The following is a 17,775-nucleotide window of genomic DNA, read 5'->3' as shown; positions in this document are numbered from 1 at the left end:
GCAGTCCGGAGTGCTCCTGCGACAGCCGGCGTTCGTCCTTCGGCGGCTGACCTGTCGGGCACTGCTCGGATCATCGGCGCCGGTCCTGGTCGGATTCGGCCGCAAGGCCGTCGCGCCCCCGCCCTGACCGCCGGGCTCCGGGCCGGTCTTCACCGCACAACAGAGTGCAGCGCTCGCTGCGTCCGGCGGGTCGCCGGACGCAGCGAGGGGTGGCGGTCACTGGAGGGTGATGTTGTCCAGTTCTGCGTATCCGGTGCTACCGGCGAAGTGGGGGGCACCCTTGGCGAGCCGGATCATGTTGTAGCCGGCGCGCAGGTCGACGGTGGTGCTGACCGTGCCTGTGGGGTGGCCCCAGCCGCCGGTGGTGGGCGGGTAGGTCACGGTGGACCAGGCGCCGCCGTTGTACGCGAGGCCGTGCGTGGCGGGGGCGCCCGCGGCGTTGGCGTACTTGACGGTCATCGTGTACGTGCGCGCGGTGGGGACCTTCACGAGGAAGTCGACGAAGCTCCGGTCGCGCATGTCGGCGGCGTTGTCGATCTGCCCGACGTAGCCGCCGTTGGAGGCGGCGGCGGAGCTGAAGCGGTTGGCGTTGACGACGGTGGCGTTCTCCGCTTCGTACGTCTGTAGCCAGGAGGGCGCGCCGGCTGCGGGCGTGACCAGCAGTTGGTACGCCATGACCGCGTCCATGCCGGAGACGGGGATGGTGATGCTGCCGTCGGCGGCGACGGTGTAGGTCTGTTCGGAGACGGTCACCGGGGCTGTTTGGTTGGTGAAGCGGCCGGTGTTGTTCGTGCGGGAGAGGGTCACCTTGACCTGGGAGCCGAGGACGCCGGCGCCGTTGATTCTCACCTTGTTCTCTCCGGTGTCGCCTCCGAAGACGACGTTGATCTGCTTGCGGCTCGCGTCGTACGAGGCCACGCCGTCGAGCCATGACTGGGGGACGGTCCGGACGATGTTGCCGGACTGGTCGCCGTACCACTTGTAGGCCCAGTACGAGGCCGTGGGGCGGTTGTTGTGGAGCAGGCCGTCCATGGTGCCGGCCTCGTACCAGTAGGCGCGCTCGGCGTCGTGGACGCCCGCCCGTTCGCATGCTGCCATGTAGTGCACGGCGACGCTGGGCTGGTCGACCTGGCTGGGTGAGCCGTACTCGTTGATGGAGATGGGGCGGTGCGGGAGTCCCAGGGAGGTTTCGATGGCGCGGAAGTCGTTCACGTTGGCCTGGATGGTCTGCCAGCCCGCGTTGGTGTCGAGCTGGTGCCACACCGCGACTGCGGGCAGGGTGCCCGTGTCCTTGGCGTTCCGCATGAAGCTGTACATCCAGTCGTGTCGGTACACGGCCGTGCCGGGGCCGACGATCGGCGTCTTGGCGTCGATGGCGCGGGTGTCACGGTAGCTGCGGGTCCACATGGCGTTGTAGGTGCCCGCCGTGCCGTCGAGACGGCCGTCCCAGGTCCAGTCCGGCTCGTTCCAGATCTCGTAGCCTGCGATGTTGGTCGTTCCGGTGGCGTTCATCCGGGCGTGGATCATGCCGGCCAGCTTGGTCTCCCAGTCCGGCCAGCTGACCCAGTTGCAGGGGAAGGCGCTGAAGATGTCGGAGAGCCGCAGGTACTGCTGGGCTCCGGCGTCGGTGACTTTGCCCGCCACCTCAAGGCCGTCGCAGCACGGGGTGGTGGCTCCGTTGCCGAGTTGCTGGGTGCCGGGCGGGGGCTGGGTCATGGTGTTGAGGTGCAACGGGTACAGCTGGTCGAGCGATGGTTGGCTCGCGCCGGAGTCGACTCCGTAGAGGCCGCCTGCGACGACGTGGGTGACCGGCCGGACGACCGCGCCGACGTCGACGGTGAGGGTGTTGCCCGCCGCCTGGGCGGGCGTCGCCGCGGCCAATCCGCCGGCGGCGACGGTGAGCCCGACCGCGATGTGGGTGACGGTGCGGCGTATGCGGTGAGGGCTGCCGGTGGGCCGGCGATCACGCTTGCGGGGTGCGTCGGCGGAAGCCGGACGGTTGTGCCAGAACATGAAGGCCCTTTCGGCGGGGTGGGGGCAGGTGAGGAAGCGCTTCCTCACATCGGCTCGCATCGGGCCGCAAGGGTGGTTCGGCGGGTGCTCGAGGCCGTGGCGGCTCTGGACTTCCGGCCCAATCCGCAGGCTCAGAGCCTGCATTCCGGCCGGAGCTGGACCGTCGGCCTGATGACCACTGACGGCATCGGACGCTTCAGCACTCCGGTCCTGCTCGGCGCCGAGGACGCACTCGGCGCCGGCAAGATCTCCGTGCTGCTGTGCGACACGCGCGGTGACGCCATCCGCGAGCAGCACCACTTGCGCAACCTCATGGACCGCAGGGTGGACGGCATCATCGTGACGGGGAGACGCACGGACGCGCGCCCCCCCCGTTGGAGGGGGTGCACCGGATTCCCACGGTGTACGCGCTGTCCCCCTCCACCGACCCGGACGACATCTCCGTGGTCTCCGACGATCTGAGCGGTGTGCGGCTGGCGTCGAGCACCTTCTGGCGACCGGGCGTACGCGCATCGCCCACATCACCGGCCCCGCACATCACACGGCAGCTCGGGACCGGGCCCGGCACACGATCGAGGTGCTCGGCACCTCCGGGCTGGAACTCGTCGGCGACCGGGCCCACTTCGGCGAGTGGAGCGAGGCCTGGGGGCGGCGGGCGGCGGAGACGATTCTGCGTACCGCCCCCGACACGGACGCCCTCTTCTGCGGCAACGACCAGATCGCCCGCGGCGCGGCGGACACGCTGCGGGAGATCGGCGTGGACACCCCCGGCCGGGTCGCCGTCGTCGGCTACGACAACTGGGAGACGATGGTCCTGGCCTGCCGTCCGCCTCTGACCACGATCGACACGAACCTCACCGAGGTCGGCCGGCAGGCCGCGCTGCGCCTGCTGGACGCCATCGGTTCGCGCCCGGAGCCGGGGGTGCACACGGTCCCCTGCCGTCTCGTGGTCCGCGAGTCCACATGGGTCCGACGCCGTCACGGGGGCCTGCGCGCGGCGCGGGCCCGGGGAACGGCCGGTCACAGCGGGGAGGGCACACCCGATTCGGGCAGAGCGGTCCTGTGAGCGATAACACCGGCGGTGGCCCGCTCGCTCCGTCCTCGCGCGAGCCGCACGCCGACCCGCATGAATCCGGGCCGCACTTCTTGACCGTGTCACGTCAAGCCTTCATAGTGATGCCTGGCCGCGCACGAGCCGCACACCCCGGCATGCGTCTCGGGGTGGCTCGCGACCCTGATTGTTAGCGCTAACAACTCAGACGGTACAGCCCTTGCCCACGACACTCCGTCGACACCCCCACCGGCCGGCGCGTCCAGCGCTTTTGGCCCTCACCCGCAAGGAGCCCGCCCTTGACTGTCCGGACCTGGCTGCGCCGAGCACGGCGCGGCCTCCTCGCCACCGGCACCACCGCCGTACTGACCGTCGCCCTCCTGGCCGGCACGGAGGCCACCTCGCACGCGGCGTCCCAGGCGCCCTGCGACCTCTACGCCGCCGGCGGCACGCCGTGCGTGGCCGCCCACTCCACCACTCGCGCCCTCTACGGCGCGTACCACGGCGCCCTCTACCAGGTCCGGCGGGCCTCCGACGGCGCGACCAGGGACATCGGCCTCCTGAGCGCCGGCGGGTATGCCGATGCCGCCGCGCAGGACGCCTTCTGCACCGGAACCACCTGCGTGATCACCGCCATCTACGACCAGTCCGGCCGGGGCAACAAGCTCACCCAGGCCCCCGGCGGCGGTGCCGCCCCCGGCCCCGACAATCTCGCCCCCGCCACCGCCGCACCGGTCACCGTCGCCGGTCACCGGGCCTACGGCGTGTACGTCGCCGCAGGCACCGGCTACCGCAACAACCACACCAACGGCATAGCCACCGGCGACCAGCCCGAGGGGATGTACGCCGTCCTCGACGGCACCCACTTCGGCGGCGGGTGCTGCTTCGACTACGGCAACGCCGAAACCAACAACCTCGACACCGGCAACGGCCACATGGAGGCCATCTACTTCGGCGACAGCACGATCTGGGGGTCAGGCACCGGCAAGGGCCCATGGGTGATGGCCGACCTGGAGAACGGCCTGTTCTCCGGACCCGACCCCGGCTACAACGCCAACGACCCGAGCGTCAGCCACCGCTTCCTCACCGCGATCGTCAAGGGCGCCCCGAACCTGTGGGCCATCAAAGCCGGCAACGCCCAGTCCGGCGGGCTGTCCACGTACTACAGCGGACCCCGGCCCAACGCCGCGGGCTACAACCCGATGCACAAGGAGGGGGCGATCATCCTCGGGATCGGAGGCGACAACAGCAAGTCCTCCAGCGGCACCTTCTACGAGGGGGTGATGACCTCCGGCTACCCGACGGACGCCGCCGAGAACGCGGTCCAGGCGAACATCACGGCGGCCCGCTACCAGGCCCCCGCTCTCACATCCAGCGCCCTCACCCCCGGAGCACGGGTCTCCCTGAAGGCCACCACCCCGTGCTGCGACACCCAGTACCTGCGCCACCAGTCCGACGGCACCGTCGCCATCTCTCCGGTCAGCTCCACGAGTTCCAGCGGCGACAAGCGGGACGCCACCTGGATCGTCCGCACCGGACTGGCCGACAGCGCCTGCCTGTCATTCGAGTCCGCCGCGGCTTCCGGGCAGTATCTGCGCCACGCCGATTTCCAGCTCCGCACCGCGGCCCCGAACGCCACCGCCCTGTTCAACCAGGACGCCACGTTCTGTCTCCGGGCGGGCCACAGCGGGCAGGGCTTCTCCTTCCAGTCGGTCAACTACCCCAACCGCTTCCTGCGCCACTACTCCTACACCGGCTACCTGGCCGGGGACGGGGTCGGCGGCCACACATGGGACAGTGACGCCCTGTGGAGCGAGGACACCTCCTGGCTGACCGCCCAGCCCTGGGCGTGACCCCGCCGGTCCGCCGGTGGTCCACCGTTCAGAGGTGTGCCATCGGCGGACCGACGCCGGGTGCGGTCCAGGCCGCCTTCGGACCGACGCCCGCCCCGGCCGCGCAGGGCCCCGGACGCGGGACTCGGCCGTCGGCCCGCCGGGATCAGCTGAACTCGGCGACGATCGTATGGTCCCCCGTCACCGTGATGCTGATCGTGCTCCCCGTCTCCGGGACCGCCTCGCCATCGACCTTCCAGCCGGTGAGCCCTCATCCTCGATGCGTCGTGCCGGAGGAGGATCACCGCGGCGACGTGGCCCTGGACGACGGGGCCAGAGGTGGAGTCGGCAGGTCACGTCGCTGCGCGGGTACGGACGTTGCGGCGCCCCTGGCGCGGCTCGGCGCCCTGAGCACGTCGGCGAGCGCGTTCTACCGGCGGATCGCCGAGATCAGTCCGCCGGGCCGCTCGTCGCGCTGCGGCGGGGTGCCGACCGGGCGGCCATAGGCGGCAGCGCGCTCGCGCAAGGTGTGGCTGTCGGCCTCCCAACCGTGCCGGGCCAGCCAGCCGACCGGGTCGTCGGGCATCTCCGAAACCCACATGGACGCCGCCGACCCCGGCTCGGCATCCGCACCGAACCTCTCGATGACGCCGCGCGATCCCAACGTCAGTCCGATCCGACTGCCTGCCGCCGACTGCGCACTGATCCGGGCCAGCAGGAGTTCCACCGCGTCCTCGGGCAGATAGATCAGCAGTCCTTCGGCGATCCACACGGTCGGCGTGGCCGGGTCGTGCCCTGCGGCTGCCAGCGCCCGTGGCCAGTCCTCACGCAGATCCACCGCGACGGTGATCCGCTCGCAACGCGCGACGGCCCGCTCCTGGCGCAGCACCGAAGCCTTGAAGTCCAGCGGCGTTGCGGTGTCGACCTCGAACAGCCGGGTGTCCTCGGGCCAGTCCATCCGGAAGGCGCGGCTGTCCATACCGGCGCCGAGCAGCACGACCTGCCGGACCCCGGACGCGGAAGCCTGCCGCAACAGGTCGTCGAGGAACTTGGTCCTGATGACGATGGAGAACGACACGGCCAGCCGGCGGCGGCGCGCGGCCTCATCATCGGGCAGCCGTGGCGAGGAGGGCCACAGGCCGCCGGCGGCGGCGAAGGCCCGTGCCAGGGGGTCGTGGAACAGCGGGTTCTCCCGCTCGGTCTCCAACGCCCGTACCCGGGCCACCCCCACAGCTGTGGCCCACACTCCCGACGGCCGCACCCGCTTCTGTTCATCAGTCACCGCACCAGCCTAAGGACTGTCCACACCTTGGGCCGAGAGGCCGGGCTCCGGGCGAGCACGGCCTCTCGGGTGGTGAAACGTGGCGCCTACCAGTAGGTGCGCGTGATCTTGTCGGGCAGTCGCCCCTGCCGCTCCCCTTCCTGGAAGATCGCCGCTGCCACGATCAGGAAAGCACGGCGGATTTTCGGGTCCGGGTCGGCATTTTCCACATTCCCGATGTTCTTGTCGAGGAGCATGTCACCGAGACTTATTCCCTCCGGCGTACACGGCCGGGCGACTGCCCCTTCCGAGTCGATCAGGATGTTTCCGGTGACACCTTCCGCGGTTTCCCAGGCGTAGACGGATCCGGCGTCAAGAGAGTGGATCTTCCTACACGTCAGTGATGCTGTCACGGGGATTCCCACCAGTTCGCTCGCGCCAGGATTCGATCACCTGAACCCTATACCGTCCGCTGCCGGCGCATGTTCGTCCCAGGTGTGCCCGGCGTCCAGGGTCGCCTGGTGGGCGCGGCGATAGTTCTGGTCGCCGTGCTGACGCATCCAGTTCGACTCGTACAGTTCGTGTGCGAGCAGATCGAAATCACTGGGGTGTGGATTTCCGTTCTGAAGGCGTTCCCAGGCCCTGGCAATGCGCGGATTGGAGTCGAATCGCAGCATTCCCGCGTCGAGTTGGTGCGATTCGATGAACAGGTGGCTGTAGATCTGATTGATGTCGGCCGCGGAATAGCCACGGGACGCCGCGGTCTGTGCCACCCGGTCGAGCTGGGCGTCGGCACGGATCGCGTCATAAGCGTGATCCGCCCATTCCAGTTCGAAGTCCATGTCGTTGCGTGGCCGCCGGAAGGACGAACCGCCGGACTGCAGCTCCCGCTCCGTGGCCACCGCGGTCCGCCGCCACCCGGTCAGCCCGCCGATCCCGGTGAGGACCAGCTGCTGGGCGAGTTCGTCGGCGGTCTCCGCGTACAGATCGGCGAGCGCGTCGCAGCCCTGCTGGCGGAGCATGTACTCGGCGCGGTAGAGCCGGTAGGCGGGGCGGACGGGGAGGTACTTGTCGACGAACGCGCCCACGCCGCCGTTCTCACCGGTGAACGCGTCCTCCAGGTCCCCGAGGAACACGAAGGGGGACTTGGCGACGTCGACGAAGGCGTCGCCGAAGATGCCGAGCGCCTCGCCGAGGCTGTCGACCCGGTCGTTGTCCGGGTCGTCGGGGGTCAGACCGCTGGGGTCGGTGAGCACGCTGGGCACGTTGTCGGCGTAGGCGTACGCGGAGACGTACGGCGTCGACAGGTCCCGGGCGGCCGGATCGGACCGCGTGAAGCGACCGGTGGCGGTGTCGTACTGGCGGGCGTGCAGGTCGAGGTTGCCGGTGGTGGTTTCGTAGCGGGCGCCGGTGTAGGAGGGAGGGCTTGCGGGGGCACCGCCGGTGACGGTGTCCAGGACCCGGGTGCCGAACGGGTCGTAGGCCCAGCGCTGGTAGAGGGTGCCGGTGCTGTCGGTGACGTCGACCGGTGAGCCCTGGGTGTCGTGGTGGTAGTAGAAGTGCGCGCCTGTGCCGGTCTCGACGGAGGTGGGCCGGCCCAGGGGGTCGTAGCGGAAGGACTGTTCGACGGTCCAGGCGCTGTCGTATTCGGTGGCCAGGAGCGGCAGGGGTGCGTTGGGGTCCCACTGGGTGCGGTGGGTGACCGTCCCGTCCTCGCGGGTGGCGACCTGGTTGCCGTCGGCATCGTGGTCGTAGGTGTAGACGGTGCCCGCGACGGTGGCGGCGGATATCCGCCCGGCCAGGTCGTAGGTGTAGGTGTCGGCACCCTTCTTGGTCTGGTTGCCTTCGGCGTCGTAGTCGTATGCGGTGGTCGTGGTGCCGGTGGTGGTGGAGGTGAGCTGGTCGGCCGCGTCGTAGGCGTAGTTGGTGGAGGTGGCGCCCAGGGTGGAGGTCAGGCGGTTGCCGACCTTGTCGTAGGTGTAGGAGGTGGCGCGGCTGGTGGCGCAGCCCGTGGCCGAGGGCTGGGGGAAGCAGCCGGAGGTGAGGCGGCCCGCGGTGTCGTAGGTGAGGTCGTAACCGGTCGTGCCGACGTCGGCGCGGGTGATGTCGACGTGGGTGGGCAGGCCCGCGTGGGAGAGGGTGTGCGCGGTCTTGGTGACCGTGGTGCCGGCCTTGGCGGAGGTGACGGCGGTGAGGCGGCCGGCCCGGTCGTAGGCACGGTCCTCGGTCTCGGTGTTGGGCAGCGCGGACCGGGTGAGGTGGCCGGCCGGGTCCCAGGTGTAGGTGGTGGTCCTGCCGTCGGCCAGCATCGTGGCGGTGCGGCCGTCGTTGTCGTAGGTGTACGTGATCGGGTTGCCGTCGGAGTACGTGCGGGTGAGCATCTGCCCGGCGGCGTCGTAGGTGTAGTTGAAGCCGCGGGTCCTGGTCAGATTGCCGACCGCGTCGTAGACGAAGTCCTCGGAGATCTTGGAGTTCGCGCGGGCGGTCAGCTGCCCGGCGTCGTCGTAGCCGAAGGTCGCGTCGGGGGTGGCGTCCGAGTAGTCGATCTCGGTGAGCAGACCGCGCGGGTCGTAGGTGTACCCGGTGGTGCCGCGGGGTGTGGTCTTCCCGGTGACGTTGCCCTCCGCGTCGTACGCGTAGGTCGTCTTCCGTTCCAGCGGGTCGGTGACGGAGGTGAGGCGGTGTGTCGCGTCGTAGCCGTACGCGGTGACGTGGCCGTTGGCATCGGTGCGTTCGCTGAGGTTGCCGAGCTTGTCGTAACCGTAGGCGGTGACCGCGCCGCCGGGCGCGGTGACCTTGGTCAGCTGGTCCAGGTCGTCGTAGCCGTAGGAGGTGGTGCGTCCGTCGGCGTCCTTGCGTTCGGTGACTCTGCCAAGGGCGTCGTAGGCGGTGGTGGCCACTCCGCCGAGGGGGTCGGTGACCTTGGTGGGGTTGCCCGCAGGGTCGTAGTCGTACGTCGTCGTGTATTGGGCGGGGTCGGCGCCGGTGGCGTTGCCGCGCGGATCGACCGCGGTGGCCCGGCGGCCGTCGCCGTCGTAGGTCCAGCTCGACTCGTGGCCGAGCGGGGAGACGCGGCTGAGCAGGTTGCCGTCGGCGTCGTAGGTGTAGGTCGTGGTCCTGCCCAGTTGGTCGGTGCTGCTGCTGAGGCGGTTGTTCTCGTCGTAAGCGGCGGTGGTCGTCTCGCCCGCGGCGTCGGTGGTCCTGGTGACGTTGTCGTTGGCGTCGTAGTTGTAGCCGGTGGTGTGGCCCAGCGGGTCGGTGACGACGAGCGGCCGGTTGATCGCGTCGTAGGTCGTCTTCGTCGTCGCGCCGGTGGGCCCGGTGGTCTCGGTGAGGTTGCCGGCGGCGTCGTACGCGTAGGACGTGGTGTGGGCGGCCGGTTCGGCGCCTGAGACGTTTCCGCGCGGTGAGACGCTGCTGAGCAGCCGGCCCGCCTTGTCGTACGTGAAGGTGGTCCGGCCGCCGGCCGCGTCGGTCCGGGAGGCGAGCCGTCCGCTCGCGTCGTAGGTGCGGGTGAGGGACTTGCCCGCCTGGTCGGTGGTCCGGGTCAGGTTCCCCGCGTCGTCGTAGCCGAGCGTGGCGGTCTCGCCCGCCGGGTTGCGCACCGATGTCAACTGCTCGGCGCCGTTGTACTCGTAGGTCGTCGTGCGGCCCAGGGCGTCCGTGGCCGAGCTGAGCAGACCGCGGCCGTCATAGGTGTACGTCGTTGTGTACGCGGCCGGGTCGGCGCCCGAGACGTTCCCACGCGGGTCGGTCCTGGTCAGGACGCGGCCCGCCGGGTCGTACGTGAAGGTCGTCTGTTCGCCCAGTGGCGTGGTGACCGACGTCCGGTTGCCCGTGGTGTCGTACCCGTAGGTGGTGACCTTGCCGCGAGGGCTGGTCACGGTCTTCAGCGAGCCGAGCGAGGTGTACGTGTAGGCGGTCCTGCCGCCCGTCGGGTCCGTCGCCGACGTGAGCCGGTTCGCGGTGTACGCGTACGTCGTCTTGTTGCCGCGGCCGTCGGTGTGGCTGGTGAGATTGCCCGCGGTGTCGTAGCTCCAGCTCTCCTTGTAGCCGAGCGCGGCCGGCGCGGTGCGGGTGAGCATCCGGCCCGAGGTGTCGTACGTCATCTCGGTGGTGTTGCCGCGCTGGTCGGTGATGGCGACGGGCCGCAGGTAGCGGTCGTAGTCGTAGGTGATGCTCTCGCCGTACGGATCGATCGTCTTCATCAGGACGTTGCCGGCGTAGGAGTCGGTCCACACGCCGCCGTCGGGCGTGGTGGTGTGCGACTCGCTCTTGCCGTCCCAGGTGAACGTGGTGGTCTCGCCGTTCTGGTCGGTCTGGGACTTGATGCGACCCGCGTTGTCGTAGACGTTGCTGACTTCGCCGCCGGCCGGGTCGGTGTAGGACGACAGCCGCTTGTTCGTGTCGTACGTGTATGAGGACGTCCTGCCGGCCGGGTCGGTGACCGAGGTCAGCAGACCGTCGGTGTAGCCATACGAGACCGATGTGCCGTCCGGCAGGGCCACCCCGGACAGCAGCCCGTCGGCGCCGGGTGTGAACGAGGTGGTACGGCCGGCGGCGTCCTTGACCGAGGCGAGCCTGCCCGACGCATACGTGAGGCTCAGGCCCTTGCCCGCCGCGCCGACCACGGAGGTCAGCAGGCCGGCGCTGTCGAAGGTCCGTACCGTGTGGTCCGGGGTGGTGACCGTGTACGTGCTCGTCCCTCTGACCAGCTTGGCCGTCGTGCCCGCCGGGGCGGTGTACGTACCGTTGCTCGCCTGCGTGAACACGAACGACGCCCCGTCGCCCGTCCGGTACGTCGCCTTCCCCGTCGCGAGGGTCAGCCGCGCGTCGAACGGCGTCGTCCAGCCGCGCCCCAGCAGACCGGTGGCGGTCGAGTCCGACCGGTAGGTGCGCTCCAGTGTCAGCGGCACCCCGGGACCCGTCAGAGAGGCATCGACCAGTTGCTCATAGAACATACCGGTCGCGGTGTTGACCGGGTCGGCGCGATGGGCCTAGGCGTAACAGGTGCAGATGCCCGCCGCCGCGCCGGGGATGCCGGGCGTGTAGAAGGCCTCCACCAGCGCTGAGGTGGTGCCGCCCGGGCTCGACCCGTCCGCGTTGCTCAGGAAGACCCAGGCGTAGTACTCCTTGCCGTCCTCCAGGATTCCGCCCAGTTCACTGCCTGCCCACCAGAAGCACTGGTCGGTGGGGTAGGAGTTGCTCGACCACCAGTCGTAGCACCAGGCGCCGGTGTCAGGGGTGTCCCCGCTGGGGTCATCGGTGGCCTTTTTGATCTCCTGCTGGACGACGGGGGAACCCGCCTCGTCCAGGACGTAGAGCCACATCCCGGTGTACGTCGATCCCCGCTGCGGCAGCTTCACCTGTCCGCCGATCGACAGCATGCCGGGGTACGCGGTCGCCCAGGCCGACACCGAGACCGGGTTCCCGGGCGCCGCTGCGAGACGCTGTGCGGCCGGGCCGGTCTCGGCGGCGGGACCACGCTCGATGCGCTCCGTTTCCGGCCGGCCGTGAGGCGTGCCCTTGGCCTTCCGCTTCGGCGCCGTCATGTATTCCCGCATGGGAGACAGTTCGTGCCTGTCCTTCGCGACCTGCTTGCGCCGCTCGGCGAGCGTCATCGCCTTCGGTGGATCGGGCAGGTCCTCGGCCGTGCGGGCCGCATCCTGTGCGACGCCCGTTCCGGCGCCGGCGGGCCGGTCACGGGGCGCCGCCCAGGACGGGGCGGCAGGCAGTATCACGAGGAGAGCGAAGGCCAGGAAGGCCGTGACGAGTCTTCGCGCTTGTGCGCGCATGGTGAATCACCTGGGTGGCAATAGTGAACAGAGACTCGGTGATGTTGATCCACACAGCGTCCGAAGTAACCCATGGTGCGAAATGCGGCTGGATTGTGCCGGCAGGACGGAAGTGACGAGAGGAAAGCCGCTGATCACGATCATGGGAGGCGGCAGGCAAGTCCTCAAGTTGGCGTGGACGCGACGATGTGGGCCGAACCCGCGGGATGCTTCGCGTAGTACAGGGCGGTTGCCGTCAGTCTTCGTCGAACTGCGCCAGTTCGATCGTGTAGAGGCGCCGCTTCTCGGGCCCGTTGCCGGTATCGGGGTCCAACTGGCTGTCGGCGCACACGGCGAAGACGAGGTTGCCGAGGCAGTGGGTCCACAGGAGGTACTTCTCCGGCAGGGTGCGGACCGGGCCGCGTCGGCCCGTCGACGCGCAGCAGCTTCGCGCCCTCGCCGCGGACTTTGGCGATCAGCGGCGAGTCGGGGGCCGTCCGGGAGGTGGAGACGAACGCGTACAGGTCCTTGTGCTGCCAGCGTTCCTCACCCTCTCGTGGGTCGAGGCCGACGAGACTGCCTTTCTTGGTCTTCGGGTCGTACTCGTTGCCTACCACGGTGCCGCCCATGAGGACGCCGCCGAGGAAGTTCGGCGCGGACCACATTTTCTTGCCGTCCGTGGCCGACCACGCGCCCCGCTGCCCGAGCAGCATCCGGTGCTCGGGTACGACCCGGGCGTCGCCGGGTTCTTGGTACGTCGCGACGACCGTGCCGTCCGAGGCGTCGAGGACGGTCAGTCCGGGGCCTCCGCCGAAGAAGACCCGGCCGTCCACCGCGCCGTCGTCGTCGCCCCGCCCCGTGATCACTGCGGGGCCGGCCACGGCGATCGGCGTGCGAGGCGTCTGTCTGCCCAGCGGTACGTCACCTCCCCGCCGTCCCCGTCCCCGTCCCCGTCCTTGCCCTTGCCCTTACCCGGACCCCGGTCAAGGACTTTCGGCACCACGACGATCACCGTCGTGGACGCGGCCACCACTCCGACGGCCCCGAAGAGCACGGTGCGCCGGGAGATCGAACGCTCCGCGGTGCCGGCGGCCTGCGGCCCTGCCGACATCGGAGGCGCCGGGGCCGCCCCGTCGTCTCCTCCACCCCCAGCTCCCGCGCGACGGCGCCGAGCCGCGCCGCGGTCGCGGCCGCCGATTCGGGCCGGTTCTCCGGGGATCTGGCGAGGAGTTCACCGACCAGGAGGTCCAAGTCGACCGGCACCCCGGATCGGTGCGCGGAGGGCGGGTCGGGGACCTGTTGGGCATGCGCGACGATCTGGGCCAGTGCGTCCCGGTCGCCGAAGGGCGGCTGTCCGCACAGAAGTTGGTGGAGCAGGCAGCCTAAGGAGTAGAGATCGGATGCGGGCCCCACCTCCTCCCCGCGCGCCTGTTCGGGTGACATCCAGGGCGCGCTGCCCAGTACGCCACCCGCCTGGCTGATGCGGTCCAGACCCAGGTCGCGATGGAACCAGGCGATGCCGAAGTCGAGGACGCGGACCGTTCCGTCCGGGCCGAGGACGGCGTTCGCGGGCTTGATGTCGCGGTGGACGATGCCCGCGTCGTGCGCGGCCTCCAGCGCGACGCAGACCTGCCGGGCCCAGTTCACTGCATGCGCGACGGCGGGCGGACCCTCGGCAGCCAGGACGCGGTCGAGGGCGCGGGCCGGTTCCGTGGAAGACGTACGTGCGCTCGCTGCCGGGGACCGGCGCGGCCCGACCGCGCTGTGCCGGCCCGAGGTAAACCCGCACCGCACCTGCCGGGTGGTGGAGAACGAGCGCCGCCATACAGAGCAGTGATGGGGTCATACGGCTTGCCCTCCTACCGGCCTGTTACGCGGCTGTCTACAGTTACGGCGGTGCACCGCCACGGGCCGCTGTCCGAGGTCCCGGACACGCGTGCCATGCGTGCCGTGTCCCGGCGCCCCGGTCCCGGTCAGCGGACTCGCACTGCGTCGGACCGGACATCTGAAGGAGGGGTCGTGCGCCGACTGGCGCTGTTGCGCGAACGGAGACAGGACGGACTCATGGCCTCGGCCGATCCCGGGCATGGTCGCGGCGCCCGGTCGGCGACGGAGCGGCACCGGGCTCTCCGGGGGACGGCTGCCGAGCACGTAGCGCCGACCGAGCCGCGCTCCGACGCGTGCGTCGCATCGAGGGCTGTCCGTGCCTGCGTCCCCACGCGTGACGCGAGGTGAGATCAGTTTCTTCCGGGTCCGGTGCGGTGGCGGCGGCGACGCACAGGCGAGCGCGGTGCTGGCTGCTCGCCCTGTTGTCGCTGCTCGTGGTGGCGGGTGCGTGGGCCTGCGGGACTCGCGCGCTCGGTGCCGGTGCCGGGACGCCGAGCTCGGCCGGCGTGGCCGTGCGGGTGGAATCGCTCGTCCTTGAACCGGGCGATGCCGCCGAAGCGGTACGGAAGCCCTCCTCGCGGTGCGAGACGCCCGGCTCGCCGCGCCCGTGCAGGAAGGCGCTCCTCTCCCAGCCGGACATACGCCTTGTGGAGGCGGCCGGCTCCGCGGCGCCGGTGGCCGTTCCGCCCGCCCCCGTGCCCGGCACGGTGGCGGGCGATGTGTGCCGCGACGTGGCGACGTCAGGGCTCTCGCCGCCGGCAGTGCGGACCGTACCCGACCGTATGCGGATCTAGGCCGGCCGCGCGCTCTTGCCCGCGCGCCGCCCGGTCGTAGGCCGGTCATGACAGCCACGGCGCGCGTGACCGCAGCCCGCCATTCGCACACCCAGCAGCAGGAAGCAGCTTCGCCATGCCCCCTTCCCCCTCCCGCGCCTCAACCCGCGTCCGCCGCCGCAACCGCACGATCGCCGCCGCGGCGGTCGGGCTGGCCGCCATCATCACGACGGTCCTCGCCTTCACCCTGGACGACGGGGCGGCCGAACCCGTCAAGCAGGGCTCCGCCGCCGACGCCCGTACGCCCGATGCACGGGCGAGCGCTCTGCTCGCGCTGGCCCGTCGGGATGCCGACGACCCGCTGGCCGTCGGGGACGCCGACGCCCCCGTCGTCATGATCGAGTACTCGGACTTCCAGTGCCCGTACTGCGGGAAGTTCGCGCGGGACACCGAACCGGAACTGATCCGCTCCTACGTCGACAAGGGGGTCCTGCGCATCGAGTGGCGCAACTTCCCGATTTTCGGCGAGGAGTCCGAACAGGCGGCCCGCGCCGCCTGGGCCGCCGGCCGGCAGGGCAAGTTCTGGGAGTTCCACGACCAGGCGTACAGCAAGACGCACAGGAAGAACACCGGTGCCTTCTCCACCGACAAGCTGACCGCGATGGCCAAGGCCGCCGGTGTGACGGACCTCGACACCTTCCGCAGCGACATGGACTCCGACGAGGCGCGGACAGCCGTGGAGCGTGACCGGACCGAGGGCTTCGACGTCGGTGTGACCAGCACTCCCGCATTCCTGGTCAACGAGATCCCCGTTCTCGGCGCCCAGTCGGCCGGCACCTTCAAACAGGCCATCGAGTCGGCTGCGAAGGCCGCGCAGTGAACGGTGAAGCGAGCCTTCTGGCCGCCTTCCTCGGCGGTCTGCTGGCCCTGCTCAGCCCTTGCAGCGCCCTGCTGCTGCCCGCGTTCTTCGCCTACTCCTTCACCAGCCGCACCACACTGCTGCTGCGCACCGGGCTGTTCTACCTGGGGCTGTCCACCACTCTGGTGCCGCCCGGGGTCGCCGGCTCGTTCGCCGGCCGGCTCTTCTACGGTCACCGCGACCTCCTGGTCACCGTCGGCGGCTGGACCGTGATCGCGCTCGGAGCGGCGCAGATCCTCGGGCTCGGCTTCGGCGTCCGGCGCCTCCAGGAAGCCGCCGGCGCACGACGCTCCGGGTCGGGCCTCTCTGTGTTCGTCCTTGGCACCGTCTACGGTCTGGCGGGCTTCTGCGCCGGTCCCATCCTCGGGTCCATCCTCACCCTCGCGGCCCTCGGCGGCCGGCCCGCTCACGGTGGCCTGCTTCTCGCGGTGTACGCACTCGGCATGGCCGTCCCGTTGTTCGCCCTGGCCCTGCTGTGGGACCGCTTCGACCTCGGGCACAAGCGCTGGCTGCGCGGCCGCACCCTGCGGCTGGGACGTTTCACCTGGCACACCACTTCTCTCATCGGCGGCGCGCTGTTCATCCTGCTCGGCGCGGTCTTCCTCCTGTTCGACGGTACCGCGGCCCTGCCTTCGCCCATCAGCATCGAGACGGAGGCGGGGCTCGAGGAGCAACTGGCCCGCCTCGGCGGTGCCGTACCGGACCGGGTCCTCCTGCTCGTCCTCGCCGCGTCGGCCGCGCTCACCGCCGTCGTCCTCCTGGCCCGACGAGATGGGCCTCGGCCGAAGCCCGGCCCTGGACGCACGGACCCGGCTTCCGAACCAGGCGGTCCGCCCGTATCCGCCTCCCCGCCCTCGGCACCCCACCCGGCCGACCCGTCAAGGAGCTCCGACACGTGAGTACGACACAGGACATATCTCCGAATCCGTGGCAGGAGCAGTCCCGGGTGCGCGCCGTACAGAAGCGCACGGTCCGAGTCCTGTCTGCGGCCCAGATCGTCGGCGGGGTCGGGGTGGGCGTCTCGGTGTCGGTCGGCCCGCTGCTCGCGGAGTCCGTGGCACGGAGCGAGACGTACGCCGGACTGGCTCGCACAGCGACCACGGTCGGGGCCGCCGCAGTGGGCATACCTCTGGCACTGATGGCCCAAAGGCGGGGGCGCCGGACCTCTCTCGGCACGGGATGGCTCATGGCCGCAGCCGGCGGGGCTCTGCTCGTCGTCTCGGCGGTGTACCGGTCGATACCCGTGCTCATCATGGGCATGCTGCTGTTCGGCGTCGGCAGCGCGACCAACCAGCAGAGCCGGTACGCGGCAGCGGACCTGGCCGTGCCGCAGCAACGGGCCCAGGCGCTGTCCGTCGTGCTGTGGTCCACGACCATCGGCTCGGTGATCGGACCGAATCTCGCCGGCCCCGGAGCCGCGGTGGCATCGGCGCTCCACCTCCCCCGGCTGGCCGGTGCCTTCGTCCTGGCCACCGTGTGCACGGCGGCCGCCTCGGCGCTGCTGTGGGGTCTCCTGCGCCCCGACCCGCTCGCGCTGTCCCGCCGGTTCCAGGACACGGAGGAGTGTCTGGAGGAGGGCGCGACGAGTCCGACGTCACGAGTCGACACTCTTCCGCAGGGGAAGGAGCCGCGGACCGGGGCCCTGCGCGCGGGAGTGCGGCACCTTCGCCGAACTCCCCTGGCGGCCTTCGCGTTCGTGACCGTCGTCGTGGCCCACACGGTCATGGCAGCGGTCATGACGATGACTCCCGTCACCATGTCCGAGCACGGCGACGGCCTCACCGTCGTCGGCGTCACCATAAGCGGCCACCTGCTGGGCATGTACGCGTTCTCGCCGCTCGTCGGCCGGCTCTCCGACCGGATCGGTCACCTGCCGACCATCGTGGCCGGCCAGGCCGTCTTCCTCGTGGCCGCCGCACTGTCGGGGATGAGCCACGGCTCGGTCGGCATGATGATGGCGGGGATGTTCCTCCTGGGCCTGGGCTGGTCCTTCAGCCTGGTCGCCGGCTCGGCTCTGCTCAGCGAGACCACACCCGCCGGCCTGCGGCCCGGCGTGCAGGGGACCACGGACACCGCGATGAACATCGTCGCGGCCCTCGGTGCCGGGCTGGCCGGTCCCCTGATGGGCTGGGCCGGCTTCGGCGTCCTGAACGCCGTCGCCGCCGTCCTGGTGCTGCCCGTGCTCGCCTTCTGGGCTCTCCTCGTGCGCGCACGCTGATCCATGCCCCGCCGCGCGGCGCGAGGGTACCCGGCCTCCGGGGGACG

At 70.6% G+C, this 17,775-nt stretch carries 10 protein-coding genes and 1 pseudogene; 5 read left to right on the top strand and 6 right to left on the bottom strand.

Going from position 1 to position 17,775, the window contains the following annotated elements; genetic code table 11:
• Positions 1-216: 216 nt before the first annotated feature.
• Complete coding sequence (locus tag ACFUJY_RS30375) at positions 217-2,073, bottom strand: hypothetical protein (protein ID WP_383305599.1); 1,857 nt, start codon at positions 2,071-2,073, stop codon at positions 217-219.
• A 430-nt stretch (positions 2,074-2,503) separates the two neighbouring features.
• On the opposite strand from ACFUJY_RS30375, the gene ACFUJY_RS30370 reads away from it, so the two are divergent.
• Positions 2,504-3,079 (top strand): substrate-binding domain-containing protein, encoded by a 576-nt coding sequence (locus ACFUJY_RS30370; RefSeq protein WP_383305611.1) that lies wholly within the window; start codon positions 2,504-2,506, stop codon positions 3,077-3,079.
• 284 nt (positions 3,080-3,363) lie between these two features.
• Positions 3,364-4,917, top strand: coding sequence for an alpha-L-arabinofuranosidase B (locus ACFUJY_RS30365; protein ID WP_383305598.1), 1,554 nt, complete (start codon positions 3,364-3,366; stop codon positions 4,915-4,917).
• 409 nt (positions 4,918-5,326) lie between these two features.
• Here the strand turns inward: ACFUJY_RS30365 and ACFUJY_RS30360 are convergent, their stop codons facing one another.
• From ACFUJY_RS30360 to ACFUJY_RS30340, 5 genes and pseudogenes are all read right to left on the bottom strand, one after another.
• Positions 5,327-6,142 carry a class I SAM-dependent methyltransferase gene (locus tag ACFUJY_RS30360; RefSeq protein ID WP_383305610.1) on the bottom strand — a complete coding sequence of 272 codons (816 nt, stop codon included), beginning with the start codon at positions 6,140-6,142 and terminating at the stop codon, positions 5,327-5,329.
• Between the two features lie 122 nt (positions 6,143-6,264).
• Positions 6,265-6,570, bottom strand: coding sequence for a hypothetical protein (locus tag ACFUJY_RS30355; RefSeq protein WP_383305597.1), 306 nt, complete (start codon positions 6,568-6,570; stop codon positions 6,265-6,267).
• 36 nt (positions 6,571-6,606) lie between these two features.
• A pseudogene (locus ACFUJY_RS30350) lies at positions 6,607-11,778 on the bottom strand (DUF6531 domain-containing protein).
• Between the two features lie 338 nt (positions 11,779-12,116).
• Positions 12,117-12,812 (bottom strand): hypothetical protein, encoded by a 696-nt coding sequence (locus ACFUJY_RS30345; protein ID WP_383305596.1) that lies wholly within the window; start codon positions 12,810-12,812, stop codon positions 12,117-12,119.
• A gap of 127 nt (positions 12,813-12,939) precedes the next feature.
• Complete coding sequence (locus tag ACFUJY_RS30340; protein ID WP_383305595.1) at positions 12,940-13,725, bottom strand: serine/threonine-protein kinase; 786 nt, start codon at positions 13,723-13,725, stop codon at positions 12,940-12,942.
• A 1,002-nt stretch (positions 13,726-14,727) separates the two neighbouring features.
• On the opposite strand from ACFUJY_RS30340, the gene ACFUJY_RS30335 reads away from it, so the two are divergent.
• Genes ACFUJY_RS30335 through ACFUJY_RS30325 form a run of 3 tightly spaced genes read left to right on the top strand, consistent with a single transcriptional unit; the run spans position 14,728 to position 17,728 of the window.
• On the top strand, positions 14,728-15,471 hold the full coding sequence (locus ACFUJY_RS30335) for a DsbA family protein (protein WP_383305594.1): 744 nt from the start codon (positions 14,728-14,730) through the stop codon (positions 15,469-15,471).
• Positions 15,468-16,409, top strand: a complete 942-nt coding sequence (locus ACFUJY_RS30330; RefSeq protein ID WP_383305593.1) for a cytochrome c biogenesis CcdA family protein — start codon at positions 15,468-15,470, stop codon at positions 16,407-16,409. Before ACFUJY_RS30335 ends, ACFUJY_RS30330 begins: the two co-directional genes overlap by 4 nt.
• A complete protein-coding gene (locus ACFUJY_RS30325) occupies positions 16,406-17,728 on the top strand; it encodes an MFS transporter (protein ID WP_383305592.1) in 1,323 nt (440 codons plus the stop codon). Before ACFUJY_RS30330 ends, ACFUJY_RS30325 begins: the two co-directional genes overlap by 4 nt.
• Positions 17,729-17,775 lie beyond the last annotated feature (47 nt).

The sequence above is a fragment of the Streptomyces sp. NPDC057249 genome (assembly GCF_042669245.1).
Classification (GTDB): domain Bacteria; phylum Actinomycetota; class Actinomycetes; order Streptomycetales; family Streptomycetaceae; genus Streptomyces.
Note: the sequence above shows the minus strand (reverse complement) of the source record. Positions and strands in the feature narration are given on the sequence as shown.